The sequence below is a fragment of the Pseudomonas sp. Irchel s3f7 genome, assembly GCF_900187615.1.
In the GTDB taxonomy this organism is placed as follows: domain Bacteria; phylum Pseudomonadota; class Gammaproteobacteria; order Pseudomonadales; family Pseudomonadaceae; genus Aquipseudomonas.
This window is the reverse complement of record NZ_FYDO01000002.1, coordinates 258,074-274,311: the sequence shown is the minus strand read 5'-3', so window position 1 is coordinate 274,311 and position 16,238 is coordinate 258,074. Positions and strand designations below refer to the sequence as shown.

Below are 16,238 nucleotides of genomic sequence, written 5' to 3'. Positions count from 1 at the left end.
CATTCATGAATAGCGTTCTCGGGGCACAGGCGTTGCGGCCTGTGCTTTTTTTTGTCGCCATGACGATCGCGTTGTTCCACGGCGCCCTTGAGGCCGAGGAAGAAAAATGGCAGTTGGCGATGAACAATGCCGAACTGCGCGACATCGTCGAAGAGATCTCCAACATTCTGGGAACCACCGTGGTGCTGGACCCTCGAGTCTCCGGCCGCATCACGGTCATGTCCCGCCAGGCGCTGGACCGCGAAGGGGTGCGCCGGCTGTTCTATTCGGTGCTCGATGCCCACAACTTTACGGTGATCGACGAGGGCGACCGGATCCTCATCACGCCGGTTGCCGAGGCCAGGACGCGCGCCGGTCAGGGCTCGGAAAAGACCGCCACGGCCTCGCAATATGTGACCCGTGTCATCGACTTGAACACCAGCAGCGCTGCGGACATTGCCGGGCTGGTGCGGCCGTTGGTGTCGGCCAGTGGCTACGTCGGCCCGTCGGTGTCGGCCAATGCGTTGGTGGTGACCGATACAGCGGCCAATGTGGCTCGCATCGGCAAGGTCGTGCGCCAACTGGATTCCGGTCAGAACAACCTGCATACCGTGGTGCAACTGCGGCATGCCCAGGCCGCTGATGTCGCGCCCGTGATCGAGGCTTCGCTGGGCAAACGCAACGCCGAGTCCGCCATCCAGGTGTTGGCCGACAACCGCACCAATCGCCTGATCTTCATCGGTCCGCCGGCCGTTCGCCAGCGCCTGACCGAGTTGGCGCGAGGCCTCGATACGCCCGCCACCGCCACCCTCGACAACGCCCGGGTGATTCGCCTGCGCCACAGCGATGCCAAGCAATTGGCCGAGATTCTGGAGTCGATGGGGCAGGGCAGAAAGCAGGCGCCCGGCGTCGGCAATGCAAGGGACGCATCCACCGGCGCGACGTTCATGATCAAGGCTGACGAAAGCCAGAATGCCTTGGTGCTGATCGCCGAACCGGCACAAGTGCGGACCATCGAAAGCATCGTGCGTCAGTTGGATCAGCCACGGGCCCAAGTGCTGATCCATGCCGCCATCGTCGAAATCTCTGGGGACATCGCCGAGGCCGTCGGTGTGCAGTGGAACCTCAACACCGGCGACGCCAAAGGCTTCATCAACTTCCCCGGCACCGACATTCCGATTGTCGGCGGGCTGACATTCGATGAGAAAAAATCGGCCCCCGAAGGCGCGATCCTGCAACTGGGCAGCGACCGCTTCGGTGCGTTGATTTCGGCGCTGGCCAGCAACACCCACAGCAACCTGCTCTCGACGCCGAGCCTGTTGACGCTGGATAACCAGGAAGCGGAAATCATCGTCGGCCAGAACGTACCGTTCAAGACGGGCTCCTACGCGACCAACAGCAACGGTGCGGACAATCCGTTCACTACCGTCGAGCGCAAGGACGTGGGCATCAGCCTGAAGATCAAGCCGTACATCAATGAAGGCTCGACTTTGCGTCTTGAGGTCCAGCAGGAAGTGTCGGACATCGCGCCGTCGGTGTCGGGCATCGACTCTTCGGATTTGATCACCAACAAGCGTGCGCTCAAGAGCACCATCCTCGCCGACGATGGCGAAATCATCGTGATCGGCGGGCTGATCCGGGATAGCGTGCGCACCCAGAAAAGCGGTGTGCCGCTGCTGCGCGATATTCCGTATCTCGGCGCGCTGTTTCGCTGGAGTCGCGACACCCAGACCAAAAGCAACCTGATGGTTTTTCTGCGTCCGACCATCGTGCGCAGCAAAGAGGACCTGTCCCAGGTCAGCCAGCAGCGGTACAACGCGCTGCGTGACCTGAGCAAGTCCGGCGCCGGTGAAAACAACTCGTTGCTGCTGCCGGCCGAAGCGCGCCAGTTGTTCGAGCCCGTGAGTGACGCGCCAGTGTTCGACCTGCGCGGCAAGGCGCCGTGATGCCATGAGCGGAGTCTGCGAGCAATTGGCGTTCGGGTTTGCCCGGCGTTGCGGTGTGCTGCTGGAGCAAGCGGGTGACAAGCCATGCCTGGTGATACGCGCCGATGCATCGCTGACCGCGTTGGCGGAAGCGCAGCGCGTGTGCGGCCGGGCGCTGCCGATACAGATCGTCGAGCCCGGCGAATACGCCTTGCGTCTGGCAGCGGCCTATCGCGAAGGGCATAGCGCGATGGAACAGGTCGCCCAAGGGCTGGACGAAGAGCTGGACTTGCTCAGCCTGGTCAATCAAGTCCCGCAAACCGCCGACCTGCTGGAGCAGCAGGGCGATGCGCCGATCATTCGGTTGATCAACGCCCTGCTCGGCGAAGCGGTGCGCGAGCATGCCTCCGACGTGCATCTGGAAACGTTCGAGCAATACCTGTCGGTGCGCATGCGGGTCGACGGCCAGTTGCGTGAAATGCTCAGGCCGCGGCGCGAACTGGCGACGCTGCTGGTGTCGCGGATCAAGGTCATGGCGCGCCTGGACATTGCCGAAAAGCGCGTGCCCCAGGATGGCCGAATGGCTTTGCGTCTGGCCGGTCATGAAGTCGATGTGCGGGTCTCTACGCTGCCTTCAGCGCACGGCGAACGAGTGGTGTTGCGCCTGCTCGACAAACAGGCCGGGCGACTGGATCTGCATCGGCTGGGCATGCCGGATGACACGCTTGCAGCGTTGCACCTGTTGCTGGGAAAACCCCATGGCATTCTCCTGGTGACCGGTCCCACGGGCTCCGGCAAAACCACCAGCCTGTATGCGGCCCTGAGCAGCCTCAACGACCAGACCCGCAACATCCTCACCGTCGAAGACCCTATCGAATATCACCTGCCGGGCGTCGGTCAGATGCCGGTGAATCCAAAGGTAGACATGACCTTCGCCAGAGGCTTGCGGGCGATATTGCGACAGGACCCGGACGTGGTGATGGTCGGCGAAATCCGCGACCGCGAAACCGCCGAGATCGCTGTCCAGGCCTCCCTCACCGGGCACCTCGTGCTGTCGACCTTGCACACCAACAGCGCGGCCGGCGCGGTCACGCGGCTGGTGGACATGGGTGTCGATGCCTATCTGCTGGCGTCCTCATTGGTCGGCATTCTGGCCCAGCGACTGCTGCGCATGTTGTGTCCGCACTGCAAGGTTTCGTACATCGCCGACACTGCGGCTTGCGAACGTCTGGGGCTCGATCCTATAACGCCGCCGTCGTTGTTCAGAGCGGTGGGGTGCGAGCAATGCCAGCACGGTTATCGCGGACGCATCGGCATTTACGAGTTGATCAGCGTAACCCCCGCGGTGTCGGCGCTCATCCATCAGGGCGCCAGCGAACAGGCGCTGATCGAAGAAGCGCGGAAGGTTTCACGCAGCCTGTTTCAGGACGGCCAGCAGCGGGTGGTGAGCGGATTGACCAGCCTCGACGAACTGTTGCGCGTGACGCAGGAGCACTGACCGATGCCGACCTTCGATTACCGCGCCCACGATGCCCATGGCCGATCCTGCAAGGGACGGTTGGAAGCTGATGGACCGCGTCATGCACGGCAATTGTTGCGTGAGCGTCACTTGTGGCCGCTTGCGTTGAGCGAGATAGACGTCAGCAGGGACGCGGGAAAGGCATTCCATCGCGGACGCTTGAGCGCAGCGGATCTGGCCTTGCTGACCTTGCAGCTTTCAACATTGGTGCAGGCCGGTCTGCCGCTGGAAGAAGCGCTCGAAGCGGTGGCGAAGCAGAGTGCCAAACGCAAGGTTGCAGGCCTGCTGTCGGCGGTCAGGTCCCGGGTAATGGAAGGCCATGCGCTGGCCTCGGCGTTAGGGCAGTTTCCCAAGGCGTTCCCCGAGTTGTTCCGCGCCACCGTGGCAGCCGGCGAGCGCTCCGGGCACTTGGGGCATGTGCTTGAACAACTGGCGGCTTACACCCAGGCCCGACAGGCCTCGCGACAGAAAATCCAGATGGCCCTGGTGTACCCGTTGATCCTGATGCTGGCCAGCGTGGCGATCGTCGGCTTTCTGCTCGGCTACGTCGTGCCGGACGTGGTGAAGATCTTCGTCGACAGCGGTCAGCCATTGCCCTGGTTGACCCAGGCGCTGATCGGTGTGAGCGACGGGTTGCGCAATCATTTCCTGCTGATGATAAGCGTGCTGGCCGCATTGCTCGGCCTCTGGCGCTGGAGTTTGCGCCAGCCGCTGTGGCGCCTGCGCTGGCATCGCTGGGTATTGAATGTGCCAGTCATCGGCGACGTATTGCGCGCCATGGATGCCGCACGGTTTGCCAGTACGTTGGCGATCCTCGGCAAGAGTGCCGTGCCGCTGGTGGATGCGCTGGAGATCGCCGCGGCGGTCATCGGCAACCTGACCATTCGAGCGCGGATGGTCGACGTCGCCCGTTCGGTCCGCGAAGGCGCAACCCTGACCCGGGGCCTGGAACAGAGCGGCGATATCCCGCCGATGATGCTGCACATGATCGCCAGCGGCGAACGCGCCGGTGAACTCGATCGCATGCTCGCCCGCGCCGCCGAACAACAGGAAAGCAGCCTCGCCGCGCGCATTGCGCTGGTGGTGAGCCTGTTCGAGCCGGCGATGCTGGTGCTGATGGGCGGCGTCGTGCTGCTGATCGTCATGGCCATCCTGCTTCCGATTCTCAGCCTCAACCAATTGGTGAATTGATCCATGCAACCTGTCCGTAAAAACAAACAGCGCGGTTTTACCCTGATTGAAATCATGGTGGTGGTCGTCATCATTGGTGTGCTGGGGGCCATCGTGGTGCCGCAGTTCATGAGCCGTCCCGATCAGGCCAAGGTCACCGCTGCCAAAATCGATATCCAGGCCATCGCCACCGCACTGGAAATGTATCGACTCGACAACGCCCACTATCCCTCGACCCAGCAAGGCCTCGAAGCCTTGGTCAAGCGACCTTCCGGATCGCCGGCGGCACGCAACTGGAACCCGCAGGGCTACCTCAAGAGCATGCCCGTCGATCCCTGGAGCACGCCCTATCAGTACCTCAACCCCGGCGTGAATTCGGTCGATGGCACCTACGATTTGTATTCCCTGGGCGCCGATGGCGTCGCGGGCGGTGAAGGGCTCGGGGTGGATATTGGTCTCGGAGGATGACTGATTCATGGAAAAGCGCTGCCGAGGATTTACCTTGCTCGAACTGATGATCGTGATCGTGGTGATCGGCGTGTTGTTGGGCATGGTGAGCCTGGCCACGGGTGTCAGTCCGGCGCGCAAGGTCAAGCAGGAAGCCGGCCTCATGGCGCAGATGATCGGGCAACTGCGTGAGCGCGCCGTGCTCGACGGCCAGGAGTACGGCGTGCGGCTGAGCGTCGATGGTTTCCGGGTCATGCGTCTTGGCGACAGGGGATGGGAGTCGGTGGCGGCGCTGTCGCGCTGGCCGGATGGCGTGCAACCTCGTTTGGAACGGGACGGCTATACGCTGAGTTTGGGGGCTGACGAAGGTGCGCCGCAGTTGTTGATGCTCAGCAGTGATGAAACCAGCGCTTTCACGCTCAGATTCGTCTCCAGCAACAGGACCTGGTTGAGCCTGTCCGGCGACGGCATCGGCGAGGTCGTGATCAATGATTGAGCGCAAACCAATGTCGCACATGGCCGGCTTCACACTGTTGGAAATCATGGTGGCCCTGGCGATCTTCGCCACGCTGGCGGCAGCCGTTTTGTCGGCCAGCCAATACGTGCTGAAGCAGAGCAGCGCTGTCGAACAACGATTGTTCGCGGTCTGGCTGGCAGACAACCAGTTGAATGAATTACGCCTGCAGTCGCGCCTTGAAGTCGGGCAGCAGCAACGCTTGGTGCAGATGGATCAGCGTGACTGGCAGCTGCGTCAGCACATCAGCGCCACCGACGATCCGCGCCTGCTCAGGGCAGACGTTCACGTCAGCGTTCCGGGGCGTGAGCACACCCTGCACCGCGCCACTGGCTGGATTCCTGTTCGTGATCAGTAAGCAGCGTGGGTTCACCTTGTTGGAACTGGTGATCGCCATGGCTATTTTCGCCGTGCTGGGTTTGGCCAGTTGGGGCTTGTTCGATGGCGTGGTGCGCGTGCAGCAAGGCACGACGGCGCATGAACGGGAGCTCAGGCGTTTGCAGCGGGCGGTGGCGGTCATCGAGCGGGATTTGATGCACGTCACTGCGCAATCGGTGGTGCTTGCGCCGTCGCTTTTGCGGTTCCAGCGCAGCCATTGGCGCAACCCTCTGGATCAGCCCCGAAGTGAGCGCCAAGCGCTGACCTATCGCCTGGACAACGGCGTGCTGTGGCGTGAAAGCCAAGGCGAAGGCTCGCAAGTCATGCAACGGCAAAAGTTGCTTGAAGGTGTTCGTGGATTGAGCTGGCGTTTGTTCGACGAGCAGGCTGGCTGGTTCAGTGAATGGCCGCAAGGGCAGGCGTCCGAAATGCCGCTGGCGTTGGAGTTTCAGCTGTCGGTCGGGCGTTTCGAAGGCATCCGAAGGGTGCTGCCAATGCCGGGAACACGGCGGTGAATCGGCAGCGCGGCATCGCGCTGATCAGCGTTTTACTGGTCATGAGCCTGGCGCTGTTGATCACCAGCGGCTTGTTGCGCAGTCATCACCTGTCGCTGCAAAGCAGTGGGCAGCAGTTGCAGCAATTGAGTTTGCGCCAACTCGCGACCGGGGCAGAAGACTGGGCGATCTTGTGGTTACAGGCGGCGTTGCAGGAGCCCGAGCAAGCCACCGGCCAGGCTCATAACCGGATCGGCATGACACCCGGTTTTGAACTTGAAGACGCACAGATCCGAGTCGACATCGAAGACCTCGCCGGGCGCTTCAATCTCAACGCGTTGCTGCGTCAGGGACAAATCGATCAGGTCACCCTGGACCGCTGGGAGCGCCTGCTGAAACTGCTCAACCTGCCGCCGTTGCAGTTGAGCCAGGTCGGTCCGTTGGGTGAGCTGAGCCAGTTGCGTTTGTTGCCGGGCATCGATGGACCACTGTTGCAGCAACTGGAACCCTGGGTGGCGACGTTGCCCCTCGACGCGGCGCTGAACATCAACGCCGCGCCGACGCTGGTGATGCGAGCGCTCGGTGACGTAGACGCCGCGACCGCCAACACGCTGGTTCGACAGGCATCGACGACGCCCTGGGCCAGCGTTCAGGCCTTTACGCAAGACCCGTTGCTCTCCGGGTTGGGTTTGAGCAGCCACGGCCTCGGCATCCAGAGTCGCTGGTATCGGATCACCGTGCAGGTGACCCAGGGCGGACGCATTTTGCGCTTGGCCACGGATGTCGAACACGATCCGGACACCAGTCGCCTGAGCGTACTGCAACGCCGTTTTCTTCCTTTGACTGCCAACGAGAGGTCGCGATGAACACCTGGCTTTACCTGACTGCAGAAGGTTTGGAAACGGTATCGGTCGACTGGCCTTGTTGTGTAGGGGGCTCGACCGCTGACGGTCAGTCCATGCCTTTGAACCAAGCCGCGCAAGCGCTGCAAGGTCAGGCGATTGATCTGCTGTTGCCCATGGAAATGTGCAGCTGGGTACGCACCGATCCCTGGCCGACCAAACGCAAACCGAAGGCCCAGGCCATCGCCTTCGCCGTTGAGGACCAATTGAGCGAAGCGCTGGAGATGATGCACTTGAGCGTTGGCCCGCGTGACCGTGATGGCTGCTATCCGGTGTTGGTCATTGGAAGGGAACGTCTGGCGGGCGTGCTCGCACTGCTGGCCGAAGCGGCCATTGAGGTGCGTGGCGTGTTCGTCGATGCAGACCTCTTGCCCGGCGATCAACCGCTGGGCGTCTGGTGGTTTGGGCGCTGGTTGATCGGGGGTGCATTGCCGATGCGCATGGCCTTGTCGCACGACCATCGGGCGCAGCTCACACCGTTACTGCCCAAGGACATGCAGTGGCTGGATGCGCCTCAAGGTCACGACTCCTTCGCGCAATGGATGCACTCCCGACCGGCGCAGGCCATCAATCTGCTGCACGGCGTATTCGCACCGCGGCGACAGCGTTTGCCCTGGCGAATGGGGGGAATGGCGGCGCTGATGGTGGCGCTGTTGAGCTGGGGCGCCCTTGAAACGCGAATCAATTTTCTCGACAGCGAAACCCAGCGCCTCACGCTCCAGAATGAGCAGCGATTCAAGGCGCTGTATCCGGATCAAAGCCGCATCGTCGACCTGGCGGTACAACTCAAAATGCTGCAAAACCAGCCCGTAGAAGTGCAAGGCACGCGGGTGGCCGGGTTGGTCAACCTGATCGAACGGGTGGTCGGCGCCAGCCATGTCGAGGTCCAGCGCATCGAGTTTCGCGAGGGCGATGGCTGGAAAATCCAGCTGACCGCCAACACGTTCGCCGAGCTCGAACAGTTGCGTGAACGTGGGCGCCAGCAAGGCCTGCCCGTCAGGCTCGATAGCGCGAACAAAGCGGCCGACCGCGTACACGCGACCCTCACCATGGAGAACGAGGCATGAAACACGCATGGCAGCGACTGTCCGTCCGCGAACAACGGCTATTGCTGGGGTTGGGGGCGTTTTTGCTGGCAGTCATGGCGTTCAGCCTGATCTGGCAACCGACCCGCCAGCGACTGGAAGCGGTCGAGCGTCAATATCAGCAGCAGAGGGGGCTGGCCGCGCAACTGCAACACGCACTGCCGCGCAGTCAGGCACCGGCTTCCGCTCATCAGCCGCTGTCGCTGCGTATCAGCGAAAGCGCCGCGAAGGCGGGGCTGGAGATTCGTCAGATGGACAGCGATGACGATGTGTTGCGCCTGACCCTGAGCGGCAACGCGCAAGCCTTGATGCAATGGCTCGATAACCTTGAGCGCGACGGTGTTGCGCTGCAATCGCTGACGCTGGAAGCTCGCGACACCGAGTTGGAGGCTCGGGCTGTGTTCAGGTAGTCGAGGTGTTTTGCGGCAGTAGTGGCAACTTCGCCAGCTTCAACGCCACCAGCAACGCAATCACCAGCAGCGTGCCGATGAACAGCCCGATCCCGTTCCATCCACCCAAGTGCCAGAACACGCCACCCGCCGTACCAGCGATGCTCCCCCCGGCGTAATAGCTGAACAGGTACAACGACGACGCCTGCCCCTTGGCCCGGGTGGCGCGGCGGCCGATCCAGCTGCTGGCCACCGAGTGGGCGCCGAAGAAGCCGAAGGTGAAGATCAGCATGCCGATGATCACCAGCGGCAGCGGGGTGAACATCGTCAGGGCGAGACCGCCGATCATCAGCGTGATGGTGCTCCAGAGCACTTTGCGACGACCGAGTTTGTCAGCCAGCGAGCCGACTTTTGCCGAGCTGTAGATACCCGACAGGTACACCACCGAAAGCAACCCGACGAAGGCCTGTTCCATGTGGTACGGCGCGGCCAGCAGGCGATAGCCGATGTAGTTGAACAGCGTGACGAACGCGCCCATCAACACAAAGGCTTCGAGGAACAACAGCGGCAACCCGGCGTCGCGAAAGTGCATGGTGAAACCGTCGACCAGGCTGCGCGGATGCAGCGAGCGGGCGCGGAAGTTGCGCGATTCGGGGAGGATTTTCCAGAACACCGCCGCCGCAATCAGCGCCAGGCCACCGATCACCAGCATCGCCGTGTGCCAACTGACGAAGTCGATCAACACCCCGGTGATCAAACGCCCGCTCATCCCGCCAATCGCATTGCCGCTGATGTACAAACCCATGGCGAGGCCGATGTGCTGCGGGTGGATCTCTTCGCTCAAGTAAGTCATCGCCACCGCTGCCAGACCGCTCAACGACAACCCGATCAGCGCGCGCATCGCCAGCACGCCGTGCCAGCTCGGCATCATCGCACTGCCCATAGTGCACAGCGCGGCGGCGAACAGTGCCGCTACCATCACCTGTTTACGCCCGACCCGGTCGGAGATCGGGCCGGTGATCAGCAGGCCGATGGCGAGCATGCCGGTGGCGATCGACAGGATCAGGCTGCTCTGCGCCGCGTTGATGGAATACTCGTCGGACAGCAACGGCATCATCGGCTGCACGCAATAGAGCAGGGCGAACGTCGCGAAGCCGCCGCAGAACAACGCCAGCACCGTGCGCATGAACGCCGGGGTGCCTTTTTCGATGTAGATCTCTGCCAGCTCAGTAGCGATAGCGTCCGGTGCTGAAGGTGGAACTTCATGGGCGAGTGGGGCGACAGCAGTTTTCACGGGGGACCTCGGAGGACGCAGCCGGTCAGGCAATGAAAAAAGCATATAGCTGGCTAATGATTCAATCCAATATATTGTTCGACCTGTTTGATAGCTTTTACGACCTAATGGGGTTTCCATGGAATTGCGTCATCTGCGCTACTTCATCGCCGTCGCCGAAGAACTGCACTTCGGCCGCGCCGCACAGGTGTTGGGCATCTCGCAGCCACCGCTGAGCCAGCAGATTCAAGCGCTGGAACAGGAAGTCGGCGCACGGCTTTTTGAACGTACCAATCGTCGGGTCGAACTGAGCGAAGCCGGCCGCCTGTTCCTCGAAGAGGCGCGACTGGCGCTGGCGCAAGTCGCCAAAGCGGCGGATGTTGCGCGGCGGGCGCAGTTGGGCGAGTTGGGCGAACTGAAGATCGGCTTCACCTCGTCAGCCCCTTTCAACTCGACCATCCCCCAGGCAATTTTCTCGTTTCGCCAGCGCTTCCCGGCGGTGCACCTGAACCTGCGGGAAATGAGCAGCACCCAGGTCGCCGATGCGCTGGTGGACGAATCGATTGAAGTCGGCATCATGCGACCGTTGGGGCTGCCGGATTGCCTCAGCGTGGTCGAATTGATGCGCGAGCCGCTGGTCGCGGTCCTCAGCTCCAAACATCCGCTGGTGGAGGGCAGCGAAGAGGGCTTGTTCCTGTCAGCTCTGGCGCTTGAGCCTTTTGTGTTTTTTCCGCGCAGCTACGGCAGTGGCCTGTATGCGCAGCTGCTCAGCCTCGCCCGCGATGCCGGGTTCACGCCGCATTTTGCCCAAGAGGCTGGCGAGGCGATGACCATCATCGGGTTGGTGGCCGCGGGTCTTGGCGTCTCGGTGATGCCGGCGTCCTATCAGCGTATGCGCATCGACGGCGTGGTCTATCGGCCGCTGCTCGATCCGGCAGCGGTATCGGCGGTGTGGCTGGTGCAGCGCAAGGACCAGAAATCGGCGATGGCGCGGGCGTTTGTGGAGTTGCTGACGAGCAAGGTTGAGCCGTTGAAACCCTGACGGCTTCGCCGTCAATCGCTGGCAAGCCAGCTCCTACAGTGTCCAGCGGAGTGAACACAATGCTCGCCACACCACGGAACCCAGTAGGAGCTGGCTTGCCAGCGAAGGCGTCCGCAAGTACACCCAAAAGACCCTCTGCATGCCAACCTGGCGGGAAACTTCACCCCCTCCCGTGGGACATTTCTGAAATCCTTCCCAAAGGCTACAGCGTCTTGCGGCGCTGCCTACACCTACTCCAGAATCCGCCGGCTTGTGCGCTTTTGGGGCTGTCGGTAGCTTGATTCTTGTCACTGATTGTCAGTGATCGGGTTTAGCAGCCCGTATCGAAGTAAAGCGCATTTGCGCTCCTGATAGGCAGGTATGTCCATACCTGCCCTTGACGGTAGCTGTGCGCAGGGCGCCTTCGGGCGCGCCGGTTTCGCTTCGTCCGGTCTGCTAACCTGCGTACAGCTGCCACCCTTTTGATCAGTAGCAATTTGGTGTGGCCGCCATTTTCAGGACGCTGAATCATGACCCATGTGCCAAACCCACCGGATACCGATCCGGACGTGCCACACCAACCCAGCCCCCTATTCCTCATCGCCCCCGATATCGACAACCACACCCTGCTGGAATACGCCTGCGTGTCGCTAGCCTCGGCAAACGTCATGGCAAGTGACTTCGCCAGAGACCTGAAGGGCTCACAGGGCCACACACTGCTGGGGATCCAGCAGTCGATCATGCTGGGGGAGCTGGCGGTGAATCGGGTGCTGGATAATCTTGATCCGCCCTGATCACCCCATTGAGGGCTATGACAACTTGACCTGTCTGTGAAGGGGCCGAAAGGCGCTCAATCCAGCACGCCGCATAACGTCACACACACAATACTTCTGCTTGGGGCAGCTTTATCCGGTGACGGCGGCGTGGCTGGTGCAGCGCAAGGACCCAATGATCGCCGATCACCAAGGTATTTGTTGAGCTGTCGACGAGTCGAGATAAGGGGCTTGAACGCAGGGACACTTCACGTAACGGATCCGGTTTCGTGATTCACCCGATATTGAGCAGAATCGATTTCTTTAGATGAGTGCCATGGATGCCACTTCTATATCAACCCAAGGAAGGCAGCGTACTGATTTGCGATTTCAGGGGTTACGAAGTTCCCGAAATGATCAAGGTCAGACCTGTTGTCGTGATTCGCAAACACAGAACCAACAGCTTGTTGGTGACGGTTGTGCCGCTTAGTACAACCGCTCCGGATCAACTGCTTGAACACCATCTAGAGCTGCCGAATCATCTGCAGGGAGCAAGCCCGACGTGTTGGGCTAAATGCGATATGGTTGCCACCGTCAGTCTTTCCAGGCTCGACCGAATAAAGAGCCGAGATCGTCGAGGGAAGCGCACTTACGTCATTTCACAACTTGAAACAGATGAGTTTTTTGCGATAAAAGTCGCTGTACGCAAGGCCTTAGGCCTATAAGCGCAGCAAATTTGGCTGAGGTGGGCAAGTTGCCAGCGGTTGTTCGTAGGGGGATTTCGGACAATACTGATGGCGTTCCCGAAAGGGGCTTGTGAGACTCTGAGGATCCTGGGCAACCAGCCATCACAGAGCCAGGCAGGTAAAGGGCGATGACAAGCCGACCTGTTTGTGAAGGGGCGCCGAAAGGCGCCCTTTGTCGTTTCTGGTGTACGAGCTACGCCGAAATTTGCTTCTGCAATCGTCGCCCGATGACATCCATCAAATCACAGCCATCGCGCAATGACGTGACCAGTACACGCGCCAGTTCGCTGTAAATGCCTTCGTCACACGCTAGGTTTTCCAGCAGTTGAGTCGCGGTGCGGATGCGGTAGGCCGCTGTTTCGTGCAACACGTCCAGCGGTGCTTCGGTGTCGATCACCAACGATGCAATGGTGCAGTCGATGCCAGTGATAGGCATGTATCGATCCATGACAAAAAACCTCCAGTGGTAAGAACGCGAACACACCGTGCTCGCGGTTTGGCGAAACCTCAGGCGAGCCCTAAGGTGGGTCCAGGTTATCCAACGCTCTGTTGACCAGCAGTTCACCTAAAGCAGCCAGTTGCTGAATGGCCAGTGCGACATTGCGGCGCGAGCCTTCCAGCTCGCAGGCGAGATCCGTGCTCATGACATTCAGTGAGGCGAGGGTTTCGCAGGCGTGGGAAAGCAGCGACTCCGTATCGACGTTCGGAACGATGGTGAATACGTGGCTGACAGGATCGGGGCGATCCGGATTGCGCAGACGAGCGCTGACGAGGCGTTCGGTGATCTCGGAGAGTTTGGACAACTCGATGTGGTCGTCGGGTGGAAGGTCCGTTGATGGCGGAGGATTCGAGGTGGTTTTTTTCATGATGGAGCTCCCTGCAAGGTTAAAAGAAACATCGCCCGATCTCTTGGCGTCGCTGTTATTAATTACTGATTACGGGTGATGCGCAGGTAGATTTATTACCAGAAAATTCAATTTTATTAATCTAATAAATGAACATCTGTGTAATTAAATGATTCGTGAGTTGTAGTTTGTGCGTAATGTCTTACATCTTTTTCTTGTTTGTTTTTATTTGGTGTTTTTTACAATTTTTATGTGAGGTGTTTCTGTAGGAGACTCCTGTAAATTCTCGATGATTCGTATGTCGGAAATATCGTGGATGAAATATTTCCTAACGGTTGCTCTGCGTATTCCTGATATTTTTTTTGTGCCGCGCGTAGCTATGTAGGATGCTACTCTCACAAAGGCTTCTCGGTAGTATTTGCTTGAAGAGTCGGTAGGGCATGATCGAAAACAGAGTGCTAGAACGTTGATGTACAAAAAAGAAAAGACGGAAAAACTGAAAAATAATATTAAGTACCTGATTAAAAGTCGTGGCGAGACGCAGTTGTCGTTATGTAATTCCAGTGGTTTGACCAGAACTACGATCTATAACATTCTCGAAGGGCGAGTTGTAAATGTCCAACAGTCTACGATTCGCAAAATTTCGGATTTTTTTGGAGTGTCCTATAAAGAAATAGAAACTGTTGATTTTCAAGAGAGGGAAATAATCGAAAGCGATGTTTCTCCGGAAGGGAATATGAATCCGGCCGCTGTTCCGGTGATAACGGAAAGTGATTTGGTTCGAAGTCTGGATAAGAGGATTGGAGAGCTGTGTACGATTTATCCGCTGACTTATTATTTTGGAACGGCCTGTAATTTGATAGGTGTGCTTGTGGAGAATGAAATTTCTGGCGTGAATGAGCCAGGAGATCTGTTGATTGTAAAGAAAGGTTTGTCGACTTGCGGTAAAGAGCAGTTGGTGTACGACGCCGAGGTGAAGAGGCTGCGTATAACAGCTGAATGTTGTGTTGAGTCAGATATTGTTCGAGTTGTGGGTGAGATCATTGAGGAAAGATTTAATGGGTAGTGAATGTGAAAATAGTAAGTATAAATTGTTAGGTTTCGAGAGTAATAAGAGTCTAGCTGTAATTATGATTATCTCTACTGGAAAAGTCATTAAGGTTAAGCTGGGGGAGGTGCTGAAGAGCGAAATTATAGATAATTTAAATAAGTCTGAAGTTAAAGATTTGTACAAAAAATATTACTCGGCTGGAGCCGTGTTGACCACCTATGAAATGCAAGACCGTCATGAACGATCATGGATGATTTATGTTCTTCTCAACGTTTTCCTGCTTGCGATTTACGTTTTTACAAATATTGCGGCGACAAAGCTTGTTTATTTTAAGATGTTTGATCTTGTCCTTCCTTCTGCCGTATTTCTATATCCGTTGACATTTCTAATAGTTGATTTGTTGAATGAGACATATGGACTTAGATTGGCAAGAAGAGCGTTGATATTTGCTTTTGCTAGCAACGCTTTTATTGTGTTAATGCTAAATGCTGTCACGTATCTGCCGGAGTTGCCTGATTGGAAGCTTAATGCGTCATATTCTGAAATTGTTGCTCAGGTGTCATCTGTTTTATTGGCGTCTTCAGTGTCGTTTCTTTTTTCTGAATACATAAACTCTTACTTATTGTGTAAGATAAAAGAGCTGACGAACTCCAGGTTTCTTTTTTTGCGGGTTTTTTTCAGTACTTTTTTTGCGGTTATAATAGATAGCTTTCTTTTTTGTTATTTCGCATTTTATGGCGTTATGCAAAACAACGAAATTCTCAATGTTGTGTTTGCTCAGATAGCTGTAAAAATGTGCTTCGCGGTATTCAATATTTTTCCAGCATACGGAGCAAGGTCATTATTTAAAAGGTATGTGGCTAATGGGCGGGATGCATAACGCAAGGGGCGTTAGGTGTTGATTGCTCACGACCCTTGATGTTAGGTTGTACTTATAGTTCTATTTTGAATTTTAGACTTTTTATGATTTCGCTTTTATTTATTAGAAACTCATTCAATCCATTTGTCCGAAGGTTGCAAGCATCACAGTTTTCGCAGCCACTTCCCTTTAACCCGTTATAACAAGTCAATGTATGGTTACGGATTAAGTCCAGTTGTTCGTGATGGTCAGCCAAAGCCCAAGTCTCTGCCTTATTTAGCTGCATAAGAGGGGCTTCAATGCGAACGCTGTAATCCATGCCCAAGTCAGTGGCGTTGTTTAAGGCCTTAACAAACTCATCGCGACAGTCGGGGTAGCCGGAGCATTCTGTTTCCGAAATACCCGTTATTACCGTTGCGGCACGTACTTGATAGGCATAGATACACGCCAACGTTAAAAACAGAATATTCCGGCCAGGCACAAAGGTGTTCGGCACTCTGCAATCGACACTGCTCGCACTGGGAACCGGGATGTTGTCGCGTGTCAGGCTGCTGACTGCCAGCTCATTGAGCACAGACACATTCAACACTTTATGAGCCGTCACGCCAAGTTGCTTTGCAAGCTGCTGTGCGACTTCAATTTCGGCGCGATGGCGTTGGCCATAATCAAACGTGATGCAGTGGACTTCGTCGTATTTCGGTAACGCATGGATCAGGCAGGTCGTTGAGTCTTGCCCGCCACTGAAAACGATAACGGCCTTTCTTGTCATGGTTCGTTCTTCCTTGGGATGCCCTGACGGGTGTCGGGGGAGCATTGACCCTACCGGGAAGCTCGAACGCTGACTGTGGGACGTTTCTGAATTTTTGTACTCCGGCGTCCGGTTGTGTCA

The 16,238-nt window shown here is 57.8% G+C and carries 19 protein-coding genes; 15 read left to right on the top strand and 4 right to left on the bottom strand.

Features of this window, described 5'->3' with window-relative positions; genetic code table 11:
- Nucleotides 1-5: 5 nt before the first annotated feature.
- The 10 genes from gspD to gspM are packed head-to-tail and all read left to right on the top strand — an operon-like array spanning nt 6 to nt 8,823.
- Nucleotides 6-1,925: a type II secretion system secretin GspD gene (gspD, locus tag CKW19_RS02770; RefSeq protein ID WP_095056478.1), complete on the top strand. Its 1,920-nt coding sequence runs from the start codon at nt 6-8 to the stop codon at nt 1,923-1,925.
- A gap of 4 nt (nt 1,926-1,929) precedes the next feature.
- Nucleotides 1,930-3,402: a type II secretion system ATPase GspE gene (gene gspE, locus CKW19_RS02765; RefSeq protein WP_095056477.1), complete on the top strand. Its 1,473-nt coding sequence runs from the start codon at nt 1,930-1,932 to the stop codon at nt 3,400-3,402.
- Between the two features lie 3 nt (nt 3,403-3,405).
- Nucleotides 3,406-4,614, top strand: coding sequence for a type II secretion system inner membrane protein GspF (gene gspF, locus CKW19_RS02760; protein WP_095056476.1), 1,209 nt, complete (start codon nt 3,406-3,408; stop codon nt 4,612-4,614).
- A gap of 3 nt (nt 4,615-4,617) precedes the next feature.
- Nucleotides 4,618-5,061, top strand: coding sequence for a type II secretion system major pseudopilin GspG (gene gspG, locus CKW19_RS02755; RefSeq protein ID WP_095056475.1), 444 nt, complete (start codon nt 4,618-4,620; stop codon nt 5,059-5,061).
- Nucleotides 5,062-5,068: 7 nt separating this feature from the next.
- Complete coding sequence (gene gspH / locus CKW19_RS02750; RefSeq protein WP_095056474.1) at nt 5,069-5,536, top strand: type II secretion system minor pseudopilin GspH; 468 nt, start codon at nt 5,069-5,071, stop codon at nt 5,534-5,536.
- Nucleotides 5,529-5,912 (top strand): type II secretion system minor pseudopilin GspI, encoded by a 384-nt coding sequence (gene gspI, locus CKW19_RS02745; protein ID WP_095056473.1) that lies wholly within the window; start codon nt 5,529-5,531, stop codon nt 5,910-5,912. Before gspH ends, gspI begins: the two co-directional genes overlap by 8 nt.
- A complete protein-coding gene (locus CKW19_RS02740) occupies nt 5,905-6,447 on the top strand; it encodes a type II secretion system protein GspJ (RefSeq protein ID WP_095056517.1) in 543 nt (180 codons plus the stop codon). Before gspI ends, CKW19_RS02740 begins: the two co-directional genes overlap by 8 nt.
- A 41-nt stretch (nt 6,448-6,488) precedes the next feature.
- Complete coding sequence (locus tag CKW19_RS02735; protein ID WP_256580289.1) at nt 6,489-7,292, top strand: type II secretion system protein GspK; 804 nt, start codon at nt 6,489-6,491, stop codon at nt 7,290-7,292.
- Nucleotides 7,289-8,395 carry a type II secretion system protein GspL gene (gene gspL, locus CKW19_RS02730; protein ID WP_095056471.1) on the top strand — a complete coding sequence of 369 codons (1,107 nt, stop codon included), beginning with the start codon at nt 7,289-7,291 and terminating at the stop codon, nt 8,393-8,395. Before CKW19_RS02735 ends, gspL begins: the two co-directional genes overlap by 4 nt.
- Nucleotides 8,392-8,823, top strand: a complete 432-nt coding sequence (gene gspM, locus CKW19_RS02725; protein WP_095056470.1) for a type II secretion system protein GspM — start codon at nt 8,392-8,394, stop codon at nt 8,821-8,823. The genes gspL and gspM overlap by 4 nt, the downstream gene beginning before the upstream one ends.
- Here the strand turns inward: gspM and CKW19_RS02720 are convergent.
- The gene (locus CKW19_RS02720; RefSeq protein WP_095056469.1) at nt 8,816-10,096 is read right to left on the bottom strand and encodes an MFS transporter; all 1,281 of its coding nucleotides are present in this window, start codon (nt 10,094-10,096) and stop codon (nt 8,816-8,818) included. The two genes, gspM and CKW19_RS02720, sit on opposite strands and share 8 nt — an antisense overlap.
- A 118-nt stretch (nt 10,097-10,214) precedes the next feature.
- Here CKW19_RS02720 and CKW19_RS02715 point away from each other — a divergent pair, with 118 nt between their 5' ends.
- From CKW19_RS02715 to CKW19_RS02705, 3 genes are all read left to right on the top strand, one after another.
- A complete protein-coding gene (locus tag CKW19_RS02715; RefSeq protein ID WP_095056468.1) occupies nt 10,215-11,117 on the top strand; it encodes a LysR family transcriptional regulator in 903 nt (300 codons plus the stop codon).
- Between the two features lie 509 nt (nt 11,118-11,626).
- Nucleotides 11,627-11,890: a DUF6124 family protein gene (locus tag CKW19_RS02710; RefSeq protein WP_095056467.1), complete on the top strand. Its 264-nt coding sequence runs from the start codon at nt 11,627-11,629 to the stop codon at nt 11,888-11,890.
- 299 nt (nt 11,891-12,189) lie between these two features.
- Nucleotides 12,190-12,573: a type II toxin-antitoxin system PemK/MazF family toxin gene (locus CKW19_RS02705; protein ID WP_095056466.1), complete on the top strand. Its 384-nt coding sequence runs from the start codon at nt 12,190-12,192 to the stop codon at nt 12,571-12,573.
- Between the two features lie 214 nt (nt 12,574-12,787).
- Here CKW19_RS02705 and CKW19_RS02700 read toward each other — a convergent pair whose 3' ends face one another.
- Nucleotides 12,788-13,042, bottom strand: a complete 255-nt coding sequence (locus tag CKW19_RS02700) for a hypothetical protein (protein WP_095056465.1) — start codon at nt 13,040-13,042, stop codon at nt 12,788-12,790.
- Between the two features lie 70 nt (nt 13,043-13,112).
- Complete coding sequence (locus CKW19_RS02695; protein ID WP_095056464.1) at nt 13,113-13,460, bottom strand: DUF6124 family protein; 348 nt, start codon at nt 13,458-13,460, stop codon at nt 13,113-13,115.
- Between the two features lie 448 nt (nt 13,461-13,908).
- On the opposite strand from CKW19_RS02695, the gene CKW19_RS02690 reads away from it, so the two are divergent.
- Nucleotides 13,909-14,505, top strand: a complete 597-nt coding sequence (locus CKW19_RS02690; protein WP_095056463.1) for a helix-turn-helix transcriptional regulator — start codon at nt 13,909-13,911, stop codon at nt 14,503-14,505.
- Nucleotides 14,498-15,370: a queuosine precursor transporter gene (locus tag CKW19_RS02685; RefSeq protein ID WP_095056462.1), complete on the top strand. Its 873-nt coding sequence runs from the start codon at nt 14,498-14,500 to the stop codon at nt 15,368-15,370. The genes CKW19_RS02690 and CKW19_RS02685 overlap by 8 nt, the downstream gene beginning before the upstream one ends.
- A 52-nt stretch (nt 15,371-15,422) precedes the next feature.
- On the opposite strand, the gene queC is transcribed toward CKW19_RS02685, so the two are convergent.
- Complete coding sequence (gene queC, locus CKW19_RS02680; RefSeq protein ID WP_095056461.1) at nt 15,423-16,118, bottom strand: 7-cyano-7-deazaguanine synthase QueC; 696 nt, start codon at nt 16,116-16,118, stop codon at nt 15,423-15,425.
- Nucleotides 16,119-16,238: the final 120 nt, after the last annotated feature.